Genomic DNA, 14,714 nt, shown 5'->3' with positions numbered 1-14,714 from the left:
GCCATCGGCGACCGCGGCAGCACGCGCGGCAACGGCGCGACGCCGCGGCAAGGGTGCGGGCCGGCGGCGGGCGGTGGCGGCAAGCCGCGGCACCACGCGCCGACCGGCCCCGCCGGTCAGACCTTCCGGCCGCGGAAGAACGACACGGCAGCCAGCACCAGGAACACCACGAACAGGATCCAGGCGATGTTGGTGGCGGCACCGGCGATACCGCTGAAACCGAGCACGGCGGCGATGATGGCGATGACGATGAAGATCAGGGCGTAGCTGAGCATGGCGGTCTCCTTTCCGGCATTCGGCCGGCGCGGGACCAATGGTGGCCAAGCCCGGGTCGTCAGCGGGTGACGGAGCCGCCCGCGCTTTCGGCAAGCCGGCGCAGGCCTTCGGCGATCGAGACCCGCGGCACGTAGCCGAAATCGCGCGTCGCCGGTGCCATGTCGTACCAGTGCGTGGTGCTGAGCTGCTCGGCCAGGAAGCGCGTCAGCGGCGGCTCGCCGCGCAGCCGCAGCAGTGGCCACAGCGCTTCGCAGGTGGCGCCGATGGCGTAGGCGACGCGGAACGGGATCGTCTTGCGCACCTGCGGCGCGCCCACCGCCGCCAGCAGCCCGTTGACGATGTCACGCACCGCCATCGGCTCGCCGTTGCTGATGAAGTACGCGCGCCCGGCGCAGGCGGCGCCCGGTGCCAGCACGGCCAGCGCATCGAAGTGCGCCTGCGCGGCGTTGTCGATGTAGGTGGTGTCGATGCGGTTGAGGCCGTCGCCGACGAAGCGCAGGCGACCGGCGCGCGCGCGTTCGGCCAGGCGCGGCAGCAGCTGGTTGTCGCCCGGGCCCCAGATCAGCCGCGGACGCAATGCGATGGTGGCGAGTTCGTCGTCGTTGGCCGCCAGCACGATCCTTTCGGCGATCAGCTTGGTGGCGGCGTACGGGGCCTTGAGGTCCTCGCCGTAGGGCACCGTGTCGGCGGTGCCGCCTTCGACCGGATGCGTTGCGCGGTGGGTCACGCTGGGCGACGACGTGTACACCAGCCGGGTGACGCCGTGCTCGCGGCAGCCGGCCAGCACGTTGCCGGTGCCCATGACGTTGGCGCGGTGGTAGCTGTCGTAGCTGCCCCAGGCGCCGGCCTTGGCGGCGTTGTGCAGCACCGCGTCCATGCCGGCGCAGGCATCGATCACGGCGTCGCGATCGGCCAGGTCGCCGCGCAGCTGGCGCACGCCCAAGGCGTCAAGCGCGGGGTAGTGCCCGCGGTTGAAACTCGTGACCTCGTGCCCCGCCGCCACCAGGCCGCGGCACAGCGCCTGGCCAAGGAATCCGCCACCGCCCGTGACCAGCACCCTCACGCTCAAACCTCCTGCTTCACCGGTTCGAAGACCCTGCCGCGGCGCAGTTCGCGCGCGGCCCACGCGGCCAGCTTCTCGCGGCCGATTTTCGCATTGTGGCGGATGTCGACCGGAAATGCGGAGTGGAACAGCACGCTGTCGACGCGCGCCGTGTGCACGAAGCCTTCGCCGAGATGGCGCAGCTCGGCGGCGATCCGCGCGTGTTCGCCACGCGCCACGCCCTTGTGCAATTCCACGCACAGCAGGGGCCGCTGCGCGTCGCGCGCACCAAGGCCGACCAGCGCCGTGCGCCGCACGTCGGGATGGGTGTCGAACACCGGCTCGACCTGCTCGGTGCACAGCGTCGTCGCGGCCGTGACCACGCGCTGCGACTTGCGGCCGCAGAACCAGAGACGGCCGTCCGCGTCGAAGTAGCCGAGGTCGCCCATGCGATGGACGATGCGCTCGCCCGTGGCGCCGTCCTCATGGATCTTGGCCAGCCGCGTCTGTGCATCGCGCTTGAAATAGGTGTCGGTGGTGGTCGGCCCGGCGACGGTGATCTCGCCGACCTGGCCCGACTTCACCAGCAGGTCATCCGACCATCGGGCGATGGCGTCATCGGTGACGCGGATGATGCGCACCTCGTTCGGCGGCACCGGGCGGCCGACGCAGGTGCCGGCGCCGGTTTCGGTGCGTTCGCGCAGCGTCATCAGCTCGCGGCCTTCGATCACCGCCACCGGCAGGCATTCGGTGGCCCCGTACGGCGTCCAGAACTGCGCGTCGGGCGGCAGCAGCGCGCACATCTTCGCCACGACATCCGCCGGCACCGGCGCGCCGGCCGAGGTCACGCGCGTGACCGTCGGCAGCGGCGCGCCGTGCTCGGCCAGCACCCGCATCAGTGCGGGCGAGCCGAACAGCTGGGTCACGCCGAAGCGCGCGATCGCGGCGTGCAGCTTGCGCGGGTCCGCGCTGGCCGGGCGCGTGGGGTCCATGTCCGGGATGACCGAGGTCAGGCCGAGGGCGGGATCGAACAGCGCGAACGGCGGGAAGGTCGGCAGGTCCACCCCGCCGGGCGCCAGGCCGAAGGCATCGCGCAGCATGGCGACCTGGGCCGCGAAATGGCGGTGGCGGTACACCACGCCCTTCGGCACGCCGGTCGAGCCGCTGGTGAACAGGATCGCGGCGACATCGTCCGGCGCAGTCGCGGCCAGTTGCGGTCCGGCACCGGCGCCGGCGCGCTCGACCGCGGCCAGCGTGGCATCGGCGAACCACGGCCGCGCCCCGGTGGTGATGCGCACCCGCGCCGCGCGCGACCAGCCGAGCAGCACGCGCGCGAACATCGCCAGCGGAATGCCGACGAACACCTCGGCACCCGCTTCGTCCAGGCACTGCTTCAGCGCGCGCCGGTCGATGCCCGGATCCACCAGCACCGGGACCGCGCCGGCCTTGAAAAGCGCATACATCAGCAGGAAGAACTCCGGCGTGGGCCGCACCATCACCACCGTGCGCGTGCCGTGGCCGATGCCGCGCGCGGCCAGACCGGCGGCGATCGCGTCGCTGCGCGCGTCGAGTTGCGCATACGTCACTGCGGTCGCGTAGCGACCGTCGCTGCCGGGGCAACGCATGGCGATGCGGTCGGGTGCTTCGGCCGCAAGCCGCGGCAGCGCCGCGGCGATGTTGCAGGGTTCGCTCATGCGGCGATTATCGCCCGGCGCCGCAGCGCGTCCACGCCGTCGCATGGACCCCGCCCGCGCCGATGGCCGACAATCGCGCGTCCTTCGTCGCGGCCTCCGCCGCTGGAGCACCCTCGACATGTCGCTGTTCGAACGCCTCAAGACCGCCGCTGCCACCGACTGGAACGCCTACGTGGACCACGCCTTCGTGCGCGGCCTCGGCGATGGCACGCTTCCCGAGGCCGCATTCCGCAACTACCTGGTGCAGGACTACCTGTTCCTGATCCAGTTCGCGCGCGCGCACGCGCTGGCGGCGTACAAGAGCCGCACCATGGCCGACATGCGCGCGGCCAAGGACGGCCTGGCGGCGATCGTCGACGTGGAAATGAACCTGCACCTGCGCCTCTGCGAACGCTGGGGCCTGTCGGCCGCCGACGTGGAGGCCGCGCCCGAGCAGCGCGCAACCGTCGCATATACCCGCTTCGTGCTCGACATCGGCATGTCCGGCGACCTGCTCGACCTGCAGGTCGCGCTCATCCCGTGCACGCTCGGCTATGCGGAGATCGGCCGCCGCCTGGCGCCCGGCGGCATCGGCACCCTCGACGCCACGCACCCCTATCGCGAATGGATCGCCGAGTACGCCGGCGAAGCATTCCAGCAGGTAGGCCATGCCGCGCATGCCTGGCTGGACGACCTCGGCCGGCGCTACGCCAGTGACAACCGCTTCGGCGAGCTGGTCGACATCTTCGCCAAGGCGGCGCGGCTGGAAGCCGACTTCTGGCAGCAGGGCCTGGACGCGGCGCAGGGCTGAGGCGGTCCCCGCCGCCACCGGCACTTGCGCCCTGGCGCGGCTGGCCGAAGAATCCGCTGCCCGGCCCCCGGCGACGCCCAAGTGCCCCATCCCTGCCTGAGCTGCGGCGCCTGCTGTGCCTTCTACCGCATCAGCTTCCACTGGTCCGAAGCCGACCCCGCGCTGGGTGGCACGGTGCCGCCGGAACTGACCATGCCGTTGCGCAGCCATGAACGTGCCATGCGCGGCACCGTGGGCGGCGGCGAGCCGCGCTGCGTCGCCCTGGATGCCGACATCGGGCGCCATTCGCGTTGCACGATCCACCCGGTGCGCCCGCAGGCGTGTCGCGACGTGCCCGCATCGTGGGAATTCGGCGCGGCGAGCCGCCAGTGCGACAACGCGCGCATCGCCCACGGCATGCCGGCGCTGACGCTTGCCGACTGGGCGTGGCGCGAGGCCGCGGCCAACGACCGCGACGGCAACCCCGATGGCAACGACACGCCCCATGATGGCGGCACGCCGCCACCCGCCCTGCCGCCGCCGATCGCCGCCTGAGCCGCGCCTACAGCGGATTGCGCTCGAGGAAATCGCGCACCGCGGGCACCAGCACTTCGTGTTTGTCTTCGAGGACGTAGTGACCGGCGTCGTCGAACGCCATCACTTCGGCGCCCGGCAGCTCCGCCTGGAAGCGCTGCAGGAAATGCCGGTCGAACACGAAGTCCTTCAGCCCCCAGCCGATGAAGGCCGGCAGCGCCGCGTATTCGTGCAGCCGCTGCCCCGCGGCCTCCACCAGCGGCCAGGCGCGATCTTTCGGCGACAGCGGGATGTCCTGCATGAAGCGCACCGTGGAGATGCGGTTCTTCCAGCTGTCATAGGGTGCGACGTACGCGCGGCGCACGTCGGCCGGCATCTTCCGCTCCACGCCGAGCCATGAGGCGCCGCCGGAAAACGCGTTGAAGCCGCGGATCACCAGCTCGCCGATGGTGTAGTCGCGGCCCAGCGCGATCTGCCACGGCATGGCCTTGGTGCCGGGCATCGGGAACGCCGCGGTGTTGGTGATCACCAGCCGCTTCACCTGGTGCTGGTGCGACAGCGCCCAGCCGAAGCCGATCATGCCGCCCCAGTCGTGCACCGCCAGCGTGACCGGGCCGTCGATGCCGAGGTGCGCGAGCAGCGCGGCAAGGTCGTCGACGCGCGACTGCAGCGTGTAGTCGTAGCGCGGCAGCGCGTTGGGCGCGTCGTCCGGCTTGTCCGACAGGCCCATGCCGACGTGGTCGGGCACGATGCAGCGATAACCCGTGCCCAAAGCCGGATCCGACAGCCCCGACACCAGGTGCCGCCAGTAGTAGCTCCACGACGGGTTGCCGTGGACCATCACCACCACTTCGCCATCGCGCGGGCCCTCGTCGAGGTAGCTCATGGCGATGCCCGGGCGCACCTGGAAGCGCTTCGGGGTGAAGGGATAGTCGGGGTAATCCATCGTCGAAACCGCCATCGCGTTGCGCTTGCTGTTCACTGGGGGGGCCATTATCGGCCAAGCGATGCCCAGCGCAGGGGCGCGCCTAGCCCGCCCAGAGCGCGGTGAGTGGATTGCCCGGATCGGAGAGCAGCTTCACCGTCAATGCCAGCGACATCACCACCAGCAGCGGCCGGATCGCGCGGCCGCCCACGCGCAGCGCGAAGTGCGCGCCCACCTGGCCACCGGCGATGCTCGCCACTGCCATCACCAGGCCCACCAGCCACAGCACCTGTCCGCCGATGACCAGCGTGGCCAGCGCGGCGACATTGCTCGCGAGATTCAGGAACTTGGTGTGTGCCGTCGCCGACACCAGCCCCATGCCGAACAGCGCCACCAGCGCGGTGGCCATGAACGAGCCGGTGCCGGGGCCGAAGAAGCCGTCGTAGAAACCGAACGCGAACATCACCGTCACCAGCGCGGCCTGGCCCAGGCGCGCACGCGTGTCGGCTTCGCTGGCCTTGGGGCCGAACACGAAGTAGGCGGCCATCGCCACCAGCAGCACCGGCACCAGGCCGGCGAGGAAGGACGGATCCAGCGCGAGCAGCGCCAGCGCGCCGCCCACCGAGCCCGCAAACGCGGCCACGGCCGGCCACAGGAAGCGCCTGAAATCGATGCGCCCCTTGCGCGCGAACGCCAGCACGGCGCCGGCGGTCCCGAAGCTCGACTGCAGCTTGTTGGTGGCGATGGCCTGCACCGGCGGGATGCCGGCCGCCATCAGCGCGGGAATGGTGATCAGGCCACCGCCGCCGGCCATCGCATCGATGATGCCGGCAACGAACGCCGCCAGCGCCAGCAGCGCCAGCACCTCGATTCCGAATTCCACGCGCGTGCGCTCAGCTGTCGGTCGCGTCGGCGCGGACAGGCCGCGCCACGTGCCGCACAGGTGCAGGGATCACGATTACCAGACCACCTCGGCCATCGAGCAGTTCAGCCCCGAGCCGATGCCGAGCAGCGCCACGCGGTCGCCCTTCTTCAGGCGGCCTTCCTCGCGCAGCTTGCTGAGCACGATCGGCACCGAGGCCGGGCCGATGTTGCCGTGCTCGCCGAAGATGGTCATGACTTTCTTCGGGTCGATGCCGAAGGCCTTGATGAAGGCCGCGGTGTGCGCCTTGCTGACCTGGTGGATGACGAACTCGTCCATCTCCTCCACCACCCAGCCCAGCGCCTGACGCGCGGCGATGAAGGTCTTCTGCGCCAGCTTCATGCCTTCGATCAACAGCGTGCGGGTGTCGGTGACCATGCGGTCGAGGTTGCCGCGGCACAGGCCGTTCCACTCGGTGGCGGCGCGGGTCACGCCGCCGCGGTAGCGCGGTGCTCCCGGGGCGAGCTCGGCACGGGCCAGCACCATGCCCGCGGCGCCACAACCAAGCGTGAGCGTGGCCATCTCGTTGCGGAACTCGGCCTCGGTGGAATCCGGGCGCAGCAAGCGCTCGATGGTGCGTTCGTAGGCGAGGTTGGCGGTTTCGCCGTCGACGATCAGCGCGTAGTCGATCTCGCCGCGCTCGATCATGCGGCTGGCGACGTCCATGCCGTTGATGAAGGCCAGGCAGGCGTTGGCCAGGTCGAAGTTCTGGCAGGTATCGGACATGCCCAGGTTGCCGCTGACGATCGACGCCGTGGACGGCTCGAGGAAATCACGGCTCACCGAGGTGTTCACCAGCAGGCCGACGCGCGAGGGATCGATGCCGGCATCGGCCAGCGCCTTGACGCCGGCGAGGGTGGCGGCGTCGGAGGCCAGCACGTTGTCGTCCCACAGTCGGCGGGCGTGGATGCCGGCGACATCGCCGAGCACGTCGGTCTTGATGCCGAGGCGGTCGAGCGTCGGCTTCAGGCGCGCGTTGATCTCTTCGGAGGACAGCCGCCGGGGGGCGTCGATGTGCGCAAGACCGGCAATGGCTACGTGCTGGAACAACATGGGCTGGCCGCCGATGGGATGTGCAAAAAAGGCCGTCTAGATTACCGGCTTAGCGCCCCCCGCGCACTTGCGGGGCCGCGGCGTGACGGCCCTCGCATATGCAAGGGCCGCTATCGTTCAGCCCCCGCAGCGCCAGGCGGCCCAGCGCTGCGCGCCGCGCAGCGGTCCGCCGAGCGGGTGGATGGTGTCGGCGCCGAGGCCCGGCGCCTCGTTGCGGGCCAGCGTTTCAAGCTCTTCGCGCACCCGCAGCTCGTTGCGGTCGATGAACGCGACGCTGTGTTTCACCGCCACTTCAACCTCGCCGCGCTTCTCGCAGCCGTTCGGGGCCGATGCCGCCACGCGCACCGCCGACGCCCCTGGCGCCATGTGCACCCAGGTGCACCCGCCCATGGCGAGGACGAACAGCGGCACGAACACGAACGACTTGCGCATGGATGTGGCTCCGTGGATGGCGGTGCCGGCCATCTTCGCCGATGGCACGGCACCGCGTATCGCTGATGGCTTAACGGTCGGCGACGGCCTTGCCGTCGCCGTCGATCACGGTGACATCGCCGAAGCCGAGCGCGCGCACCGGCGCCTCGATCTTCGACAGGTCGCCCACTACCACCCAGGTCAGGGTGTCGGCGTCGAGGGTCTTCGCCGCTTCGGCGACCTGCGCCGGCGTCATCGCTTCGATCTCGGCCTTGCGACGCACCACGTAGTCATCGGGACGGCCGTACAGCACGATGCCGCCGATGGTCGACGCCACCGACGCCGCGGTTTCGTAGGCACCCGGCAGGCTGAGCGTGTTGATGGCGCGGATGCGTTCGACCTCGGCCGCGGTGGGCGGCGTTTCGCCGCTGGCGAACGCCGCGATCTCGCGGCGCATCTCGGCCATCGCCTCCGCGGTCTTGTCGATCTGCACCGGCGCCGACGCCAGCCACGGCCGCTGGCCGAGCGCACCCGACGCACCGCTGCGCGCGCCATACGACCAGTGCTTGTCTTCGCGCAGGTTCATGTTCAGGCGCGCGGTGAAGTCGCCGCCGATCACGCCGTTGGCGATGTCGAAGCGCACCGCGCCGGCATCGGTCGTCGACGGCACCAGCTGGCCGGCATAGATGTTGGCCTGCACCGCGCCCGGCTGGTCGACCAGGAACACGCGCGCCTTGGCCGGGCGTGCAACCGTGGCCGGCACGGCCTGCGCCGCGGGCGCGGTGCCGGTGCCACGCCAGTCGCCGAAGTGCTTCTCGAGCATCGGCACCACCTGCTTGAGCGTGGTGTCGCCGACGACCACCAGCGTCGCGCCCTCGGGGCGCACCCAGGCCTGGTGGAACGCGACCAGGTCATCGCGGTCGAGTGCGGCGATCGACGCTTCGGTGCCGGAGCCGGTGAATGGCATCGCGTAGGCATGGCCTTCGCCGTACAGCAGCGGCGGCAGCACGCGCATCGCCGCGGTCTGCGGGCGGGCCTTTTCCTGGCCGATGTTGGCGATCCAGGTGGCGCGCACGCGCTCGATCTCGGCCGCGCTGAACTGCGGGCGGCGCAGCATGTCGGCATACAGCGCCAGCGATGCGTCGAGGTTTTCGGTGAGTCCCGAGAACCAGGCGCTGGCGCTGTCGAGCCCGGCGCCAGCACCCATCTGCGCGCCGAGCGACTCGGCACGGTCGGCGAACGCCAGCGCGCCCAGGTCGCCCGCGCCTTCGTCGAGCATGCCCATGGTGAAGCTGGACGTACCCGCGGCGCCGTCGGCGTCGGCGCTGTAGCCACCGGCGAACTGGTAGTCCATCTGCACCACCGGCAGGCCGGCGCGACGCGCGAGGATCACCGTCGTGCCGTTGGACAGGCGCGCACGTTCGAGTGCGGGAAACACCAGGTCCGGGAACGCATCAGGCATCGGCACGCCCTGGCTGCGATCAACGGTCGCGGGCGTGGTGGACAAGGCGGCATCAACCGCCGGCAGCTGCCACGGCGCCGGCGTGCCGGCCGGCTCCTCGGCCAGCGGCGTGCGCTCGCCTTCCAGGATCACCAGGGTGTGGTCACCCTTGCCCAGCCACGTGCGGCCAACCGCCTGCAGCTCGGCGGCCGAGGTCGCATCGATGATCGCCAGCGATTCGCGGAAGCAGCCCGGATCGCCGGTGTACACGGCGCATTCGGCCAGCGCGTCGGCCTTGCCGCCGAAGCCGCCGATGCGCTCGATGCCGCGGATGAAGCCGGCGCGGAACACCGTGCGCGCGCGCCCGAGTTCGTCGGCGGTCGGGCCCTCGGCCAGCAGGCGTTCGAGCTCTTCGTCGATGACCGCCTCGACCTTCGCCGGATCAACGCCCTTCTTGACCTGCGCCATGATGATGAAATTGGAGCCCAGCTGCTTGCCGTACGCGCCGGCGCTGATGCTGTCGACCAGCTTCTCTTCATGCACCAGGCGCTTGTCCAGGCGCGACGACTTGCTGCCGCCGAGCACCTGGCCGAGCAGCTGCAGGCGGTCGAGGTCGGCGTTGGCCACTTCGGCCACGTTCCACAGGCGGTAGACGCGCGGCTGCGGGACCTTGTCGTGCATGGTCTCGCGCGTGGATTCGGCGCGCTGCGCCACGTCCACCTTGGGCTGCGACATGGAGGGACCGGCGGGGATGTGGCCGAAGTACTTCGCGACCTTGTCCTTCGCGGTGGCCACGTCGATGTCGCCGGCCAGCACCAGCACGGCGTTGTTAGGGCCGTACCAGGCGCGGAACCAGGTCTTGACGTCTTCCAGCGAGGCGGCGTCGAGGTCGTTCATCGAGCCGATCACGCTGTGGTGGTACGGGTGGCCGGCCGGATACAGCGCCTTGTTGAGCTTCTCCCAGGCCTGGCCGTAGGGCTGGTTCTCGCCCTGGCGCTTCTCGTTCTGCACCACGCCGCGCTGCTCGTCGAGCGCGGCCTGGTCGACGGCGCCGAGGAAATGCCCCATGCGGTCGGACTCCATCCACAGCGCGGTGTCGAGCGCGGTGGTGGGCACGTTCTGGAAATAGTTGGTGCGATCGGTGTTGGTGGTGCCGTTCTGGTCGGTCACGCCGATGCGCTTGAACGGCTCGAAGAACTCGCCGCCGTGGTTCTCCGACGACTGGAACATCAGGTGCTCGAACAGGTGCGCGAAGCCGCTGCGCCCCCTCGGCTCGTCCTTGCTGCCGACGTGATACCAGATGTTGACCGCGACGATCGGCGCCTTGCGGTCGGTGTGCACCACCACGCGCAGGCCGTTGGGCAGGGTGAAGGTTTCATACGGGATGTCGACCACCGCGGCCGTGGCCGCCTGCGGCACCTTCGCGTAGCCGGCCGGGGCGAGCGTGCCGAGGGCAGCAGCCATGGCGAAGGCAAGGAAAGTGGCGCGGCGCGGCATGCGCGTGGGCATCTGCATGGTGTGGTGATCCTGTGTACGGTCCGACCGGCGATGGTAGCGCCCCCCGCCATCGCCGCCCCCGGGCCATTGGTCCCGGTCGGCCACGGCACGCCGACGCCGGCTGGTGCATGCTCGCGGCATGGACACTCCTCCCCTGCACGCGCTGATCACCGGCGCCAACCGTGGCCTCGGCCTGGAACTGACCCGCCAGTTGCTGGCACGCGGCGACCGGGTGGTCGCCACCTGCAGGCAGCCCGGCAAGGCGGGCACGCTCAATGCGCTGGCCGGCGCGCACCCCGGTCACCTGCACGTGCTGCCGCTCGACGTGGCGGACGGCAGGTCCCGCGCGCGGCTGGCGCATGAGCTGCCACTGGTGCTCGGCGACGATGGCCGCATCGACCTGCTGATCAACAACGCCGGCGTGCTGCACTCCGGCGAGCGCTTCGGGCACCTCGACCAGGCGCAGCTCGAGGACAGCCTGCGCATCAACGCGCTGGGCCCGCTGCTGGTGACCGAAGCGCTCGCGCCGCTGCTGGCCGACGGCGCACGCGTCGCCAACCTGTCGTCGCAGCTCGGTTCGATCGCCGGGACCGCGCGTTTCGGCACGCCGGGCTACGCGATCGGCAAGGCCGCGCAGAACATGGCGACGCGGCTGCTGGCGCAGGCGCTGGCGGAGCGCGGCATCGTGGTCGCCGCGTTCCATCCCGGCTGGGTGCAGACCGACATGGGCGGCGCACAGGCGACCGAGCCGGTGGACGCGGCGGCGAGTGGCCTGCTCGATGTCATCGCAGGACTTTCGCCGGCGGCCAGCGGCAGCTTCCTCGACTGGCGCGGCGAAACGATGGCCTGGTAGCCATGCGCCCGGCGGCGGCGGCTATCCTGCGGCGCCACACGCCGCGTGCCCAGTCGCGATGATCGACATCATCCTGTTCCAGCCGGAAATCCCGCCCAACACGGGCAACGTGATCCGCCTGTGCGCGAACACCGGCGCGCGCCTGCACCTGGTGCGGCCGCTGGGCTTCGACCTCGACGACCGCCAACTCAGGCGCGCGGGCCTCGACTACCACGAGTACGCGCGGCTCGCGGTGCACGACACGCTTGATGCGGCGCTGGCCGAGATCCAGCCGACGCGCCTGTTCGCGCTCAGCAGCCACGGCCAGGCCCGCTACGACCAGCCGCGCTACGCCAGTGGCGACGCGTTCCTGTTCGGCCGCGAGAGCAGCGGCCTGCCGGATGCGGTGATGGCCGGCATCCCAGCGCACCAGCGGCTGCGCCTTCCCATGCGTCCGGACAACCGCAGCCTCAACCTGTCCAACGCGGTGGCGGTGGTGGCGTACGAAGCCTGGCGGCAAATGGGGTTCGACGGCGCGGGGTGATCCCCGACCCGGGCAGTGCACGAAAGTTCCTGCACTGTCCAGTTCACTATTCAGCTGGTGTTACCGCGTGATGACGAGAATACGTGCTCCGGCCATGGGCGGTTCCGATTTCCCCGATCGGTTCTCTCCCTCCCCTGCTGCCCATGGCCGGACCTAATAACAACAAGCACGCACGAGGTTTTCCCAGATGAAGCGCTCCCTGATCGCCATGACCCTGGCGGCGTCGCTGCCGTTTGCCGCTACCGCTGCCGAAGGCGTCTCCTACAACTACCTCGAGGCCGGCTACCAGGCCACCAATGGCGACGTCGATGCCGACGGCGTCGGTGTCAACGGCTCGTTCTCGTTCCACCCCAATTTCCACGTCTTCGGCGGCTACAGCAGCCAGGAGATCGACAACACCAGCATCGACATCGACCAGCTGAAGGTCGGCCTGGGCTACAACCTCGAGATCTCGCCGCGCGCCGACCTGCTGGCCCGCGTCGCGTACCAGAAGCTCGACGCCGGCCGCGTGCTCGGCACCGACCTGGAGTTCGACGGCTGGAGCACCGAAGTCGGCGTGCGCGGCTTGCTGGCCACGAACTTTGACGGCTACGCGCTGGCCGGCTACGAAGACTACGACGGCGGCATCGACGGCGATTTCTACGGCCGCCTGGGCGCCAACCTGAAGCTCAACACCAACTGGGGCATCAACGGCGACGTCAAGTTCGCCGACGGCGACACCGAATGGTTCGTCGGCCCGCGCTTCACCTGGTAACACCGTTCCATGGGAAATCGCACAGGGACTCTCTCCCCTCTGTGCGACATAGACCCCGGCCGCAAGGTCGGGGTTTTTTTTGTGTGGTGCTGGTGGGTGCCGGGCACCAATGGCCTTGAGTGCTCATGTCCCCCGGCGATGGCCTGGCGGCCATCGCCTCCTCCTTGACTTCGCTCTCAAGGCCATTGGCACCCGGTACGCCGCACCGCGCGGTGGTTTGAGGGCAAAGCCCGCAAGCTCGCGTACGCTTCCGTACTTGTAGCCATCGCAGAGCCGCAAAGTGGCCGTGAGGCCTTCGCGGGGAAGTCAAGGAGGAGGCATCCGCCGCCAGGCGGATGCCGGGGGACATGAGCCGCGAAGGCCTCACGGCCACCACAGCGCTCAGGCGCTCAGGCGCTCAGGCGCTCAGGCGCTCAGGCGCTCAGGCGAAGAGCTTCGCCGGGTACTCGGCTTTCTGCTCGCGTGCCAGCAGACGCGCCAGGCCTTCGGCCGGGGTGATGTCGCCGTGCAGCACGTCGCGCACGTTGCTGGCGATCGGCAGCTCGACGCCGTGGGCATCCGCCTGGCGCATGACCTCGTCGGCCGTCTGCACCGACTCCACCACCTGGCCGATCTCGCGCACCGCGTCTTCCAGCGTCTGGCCGCGGCCCAGCGCCAGGCCCAGGCGGCGGTTGCGCGACAGGTCGCCGGTACAGGTCAGCACCAGGTCGCCGAGGCCGGCCAGGCCCATGAGGGTTTCCGGCTTGCCGCCGATGGCGATGTTGAGGCGCAGCATCTCGTTGAGGCCGCGGGTGATCAGCCCGGCGCGGGCGTTGAGGCCCAGGTTCATGCCGTCCGCCACGCCGGTGGCCACCGCCAGCACGTTCTTCATCGCGCCGCCCAGCTCGGCGCCACGCATGTCGTCGCCGGTGTAGGCGCGGAACGCGGGGCCGTGCAGCACGTCGGCAACCGCCTGTGCGAAGGCGGGATCGTCGCCATGCACGGTGAGCGCGGTCGGAAGCCCCGACGCGACCTCCATGGCGAACGACGGACCGGTCACCACCGCCAGCGGCACGCCGGGGCCGATGACTTCAGCGGCGACCTCATGCAGGAAACGCCCGGAACCGGGTTCGAAGCCCTTGGTGGCCCAGGCCACGCCGGCATGCGCGGGGCGCAGCGGCGCGAGCGCGCGCAGGGTCCCGGCAAACGCATGCGAAGGCACCACGACCAGCACCAGGTCGGCCGTGGCCAGGGCCGCGGCCAGATCGGTGGTGGCGCGCAGCGACGCCGGCAGGGCGATGCCCTGCAGGTAGCGCGGGTTCTGGTGGTCGGCATCGATCGCGCCGACCACCGTGGCATCACGCCCCCAGAGGACCGTGGGATGGTCGTGGCGCGCGATCAGCGCCGCCAGCGCCGTGCCCCAGGAGCCGGCGCCCAGCACCGCGACCGCCGGCTTGGCCGCCTGCGTGACCGAGGGCTCCATCACCACTCAGGCAGTGCCGCCGGTCTCGGTGTTGGCCAGGTCGCCTGCGGCCTGCTGCGCGGCACGCTGGCGCACGCCTTCGGCATACAGGGACTCGAAATTGATCGGCTGCAGCAGGAACGGGGTGAAGCCGCCCGCCTGGATCAGGTCGCCGATGACCTGGCGCGCATACGGGTAAAGGATCGCCGGGCAGTGCGTGCCGAGCATGACGTCGAGCGCCTGGTCGTCGAAGTCCACCAGGTTGAACATGCCGGCCTGCTGCACCTCGACCACGTAGAGGGTCTTGTCCTCGCCCATGTTGCAGGTCAGGTTGATGCCCAGCACGACCTCGAAGGCGGAGTCGGCAAGACGGGTGACGCGCTGGTTGAGGTTCATCTGCAGCTGCGGCTGGCCCTGTTCGCCAAACGCCTGCGGGGTCTTGGGCGCCTCGAAGGACACGTCCTTGACGTAGATCTTCTCGACGGTGAACTGCGGGCCGGCGGGCTGTTCGGCAATTGCGCCGGCGGCGCCGTTCTGGGCTTGGTCGGACATCTGGGGAAACTCCAGCGGATTCGGGAA

15 protein-coding genes are annotated in these 14,714 nt (G+C 70.3%); 5 read left to right on the top strand and 10 right to left on the bottom strand.

Annotation, left to right across the window (positions count from 1 at the left end):
• Window positions 1–116: 116 nt before the first annotated feature.
• Genes JGR64_RS00910 through oleC form a run of 3 tightly spaced genes read right to left on the bottom strand, consistent with a single transcriptional unit; the run spans window position 117 to window position 3,012 of the window.
• Window positions 117–275, bottom strand: coding sequence for a DUF1328 domain-containing protein (locus tag JGR64_RS00910; RefSeq protein WP_182823388.1), 159 nt, complete (start codon window positions 273–275; stop codon window positions 117–119).
• A 59-nt stretch (window positions 276–334) separates the two neighbouring features.
• Complete coding sequence (gene oleD, locus JGR64_RS00905) at window positions 335–1,339, bottom strand: 2-alkyl-3-oxoalkanoate reductase (protein WP_199374631.1); 1,005 nt, start codon at window positions 1,337–1,339, stop codon at window positions 335–337.
• A gap of 2 nt (window positions 1,340–1,341) precedes the next feature.
• On the bottom strand, window positions 1,342–3,012 hold the full coding sequence (gene oleC / locus JGR64_RS00900; RefSeq protein WP_199374629.1) for an olefin beta-lactone synthetase: 1,671 nt from the start codon (window positions 3,010–3,012) through the stop codon (window positions 1,342–1,344).
• 118 nt (window positions 3,013–3,130) lie between these two features.
• Here oleC and tenA point away from each other — a divergent pair, with 118 nt between their 5' ends.
• Both tenA and JGR64_RS00890 read left to right on the top strand, forming a co-directional pair.
• On the top strand, window positions 3,131–3,802 hold the full coding sequence (gene tenA, locus JGR64_RS00895; RefSeq protein WP_199374627.1) for a thiaminase II: 672 nt from the start codon (window positions 3,131–3,133) through the stop codon (window positions 3,800–3,802).
• 81 nt (window positions 3,803–3,883) lie between these two features.
• Window positions 3,884–4,336: a YkgJ family cysteine cluster protein gene (locus tag JGR64_RS00890; RefSeq protein ID WP_199374625.1), complete on the top strand. Its 453-nt coding sequence runs from the start codon at window positions 3,884–3,886 to the stop codon at window positions 4,334–4,336.
• A 7-nt stretch (window positions 4,337–4,343) separates the two neighbouring features.
• On the opposite strand, the gene JGR64_RS00885 is transcribed toward JGR64_RS00890, so the two are convergent.
• From JGR64_RS00885 to JGR64_RS00865, 5 genes are all read right to left on the bottom strand, one after another.
• Window positions 4,344–5,261: an alpha/beta fold hydrolase gene (locus tag JGR64_RS00885; RefSeq protein ID WP_199375126.1), complete on the bottom strand. Its 918-nt coding sequence runs from the start codon at window positions 5,259–5,261 to the stop codon at window positions 4,344–4,346.
• Between the two features lie 82 nt (window positions 5,262–5,343).
• A complete protein-coding gene (locus tag JGR64_RS00880; protein WP_199374623.1) occupies window positions 5,344–6,123 on the bottom strand; it encodes a TSUP family transporter in 780 nt (259 codons plus the stop codon).
• A 75-nt stretch (window positions 6,124–6,198) separates the two neighbouring features.
• Window positions 6,199–7,215, bottom strand: coding sequence for a 3-oxoacyl-ACP synthase III (locus JGR64_RS00875; protein WP_199374621.1), 1,017 nt, complete (start codon window positions 7,213–7,215; stop codon window positions 6,199–6,201).
• Window positions 7,216–7,332: 117 nt separating this feature from the next.
• Window positions 7,333–7,647: a DUF4156 domain-containing protein gene (locus JGR64_RS00870; protein ID WP_199374619.1), complete on the bottom strand. Its 315-nt coding sequence runs from the start codon at window positions 7,645–7,647 to the stop codon at window positions 7,333–7,335.
• Between the two features lie 70 nt (window positions 7,648–7,717).
• The gene (locus JGR64_RS00865; RefSeq protein ID WP_199374617.1) at window positions 7,718–10,582 is read right to left on the bottom strand and encodes a pitrilysin family protein; all 2,865 of its coding nucleotides are present in this window, start codon (window positions 10,580–10,582) and stop codon (window positions 7,718–7,720) included.
• A 121-nt stretch (window positions 10,583–10,703) separates the two neighbouring features.
• On the opposite strand from JGR64_RS00865, the gene JGR64_RS00860 reads away from it, so the two are divergent.
• The 3 genes from JGR64_RS00860 (at window position 10,704) to JGR64_RS00850 (ending at window position 12,694) form a co-directional block, all read left to right on the top strand.
• The gene (locus JGR64_RS00860; protein WP_199374615.1) at window positions 10,704–11,417 is read left to right on the top strand and encodes an SDR family oxidoreductase; all 714 of its coding nucleotides are present in this window, start codon (window positions 10,704–10,706) and stop codon (window positions 11,415–11,417) included.
• Between the two features lie 58 nt (window positions 11,418–11,475).
• Window positions 11,476–11,940 carry a tRNA (cytidine(34)-2'-O)-methyltransferase gene (locus JGR64_RS00855; protein WP_199374614.1) on the top strand — a complete coding sequence of 155 codons (465 nt, stop codon included), beginning with the start codon at window positions 11,476–11,478 and terminating at the stop codon, window positions 11,938–11,940.
• Between the two features lie 187 nt (window positions 11,941–12,127).
• The gene (locus JGR64_RS00850) at window positions 12,128–12,694 is read left to right on the top strand and encodes a diffusible signal factor-reguated Ax21 faimly protein (RefSeq protein WP_199374612.1); all 567 of its coding nucleotides are present in this window, start codon (window positions 12,128–12,130) and stop codon (window positions 12,692–12,694) included.
• A gap of 421 nt (window positions 12,695–13,115) precedes the next feature.
• Here JGR64_RS00850 and JGR64_RS00845 read toward each other — a convergent pair whose 3' ends face one another.
• Window positions 13,116–14,156, bottom strand: a complete 1,041-nt coding sequence (locus JGR64_RS00845) for an NAD(P)H-dependent glycerol-3-phosphate dehydrogenase (protein WP_199374610.1) — start codon at window positions 14,154–14,156, stop codon at window positions 13,116–13,118.
• 6 nt (window positions 14,157–14,162) lie between these two features.
• The gene (gene secB / locus JGR64_RS00840) at window positions 14,163–14,687 is read right to left on the bottom strand and encodes a protein-export chaperone SecB (RefSeq protein WP_199374608.1); all 525 of its coding nucleotides are present in this window, start codon (window positions 14,685–14,687) and stop codon (window positions 14,163–14,165) included.
• Between the last annotated feature and the right edge of the window lie 27 nt (window positions 14,688–14,714).

It is taken from the genome of Luteimonas sp. MC1572, assembly GCF_016615815.1.
Lineage (GTDB): Bacteria > Pseudomonadota > Gammaproteobacteria > Xanthomonadales > Xanthomonadaceae > Luteimonas.
The sequence above is the reverse complement of the archived record's forward strand: the minus strand, read 5'-3'. Positions and strand labels throughout refer to the sequence as shown.

Excerpts from the sequence above, each read along its gene's own strand:
- JGR64_RS00855 (WP_199374614.1), top strand. The coding sequence starts at position 11,476 with ATGATCGACATCATCCTGTTCCAGCCGGAAATCCCGCCCAACACGGGC.
- JGR64_RS00850 (WP_199374612.1), top strand. The coding sequence starts at position 12,128 with ATGAAGCGCTCCCTGATCGCCATGACCCTGGCGGCGTCGCTGCCGTTT.
- JGR64_RS00865 (WP_199374617.1), bottom strand. The coding sequence starts at position 10,582 with ATGCAGATGCCCACGCGCATGCCGCGCCGCGCCACTTTCCTTGCCTTC.
- JGR64_RS00875 (WP_199374621.1), bottom strand. The coding sequence starts at position 7,215 with ATGTTGTTCCAGCACGTAGCCATTGCCGGTCTTGCGCACATCGACGCC.
- tenA (WP_199374627.1), top strand. The coding sequence starts at position 3,131 with ATGTCGCTGTTCGAACGCCTCAAGACCGCCGCTGCCACCGACTGGAAC.
- JGR64_RS00910 (WP_182823388.1), bottom strand. The coding sequence starts at position 275 with ATGCTCAGCTACGCCCTGATCTTCATCGTCATCGCCATCATCGCCGCC.
- JGR64_RS00845 (WP_199374610.1), bottom strand. The coding sequence starts at position 14,156 with ATGGAGCCCTCGGTCACGCAGGCGGCCAAGCCGGCGGTCGCGGTGCTG.
- JGR64_RS00870 (WP_199374619.1), bottom strand. The coding sequence starts at position 7,647 with ATGCGCAAGTCGTTCGTGTTCGTGCCGCTGTTCGTCCTCGCCATGGGC.
- JGR64_RS00860 (WP_199374615.1), top strand. The coding sequence starts at position 10,704 with ATGGACACTCCTCCCCTGCACGCGCTGATCACCGGCGCCAACCGTGGC.
- secB (WP_199374608.1), bottom strand. The coding sequence starts at position 14,687 with ATGTCCGACCAAGCCCAGAACGGCGCCGCCGGCGCAATTGCCGAACAG.
- JGR64_RS00885 (WP_199375126.1), bottom strand. The coding sequence starts at position 5,261 with ATGGATTACCCCGACTATCCCTTCACCCCGAAGCGCTTCCAGGTGCGC.
- oleC (WP_199374629.1), bottom strand. The coding sequence starts at position 3,012 with ATGAGCGAACCCTGCAACATCGCCGCGGCGCTGCCGCGGCTTGCGGCC.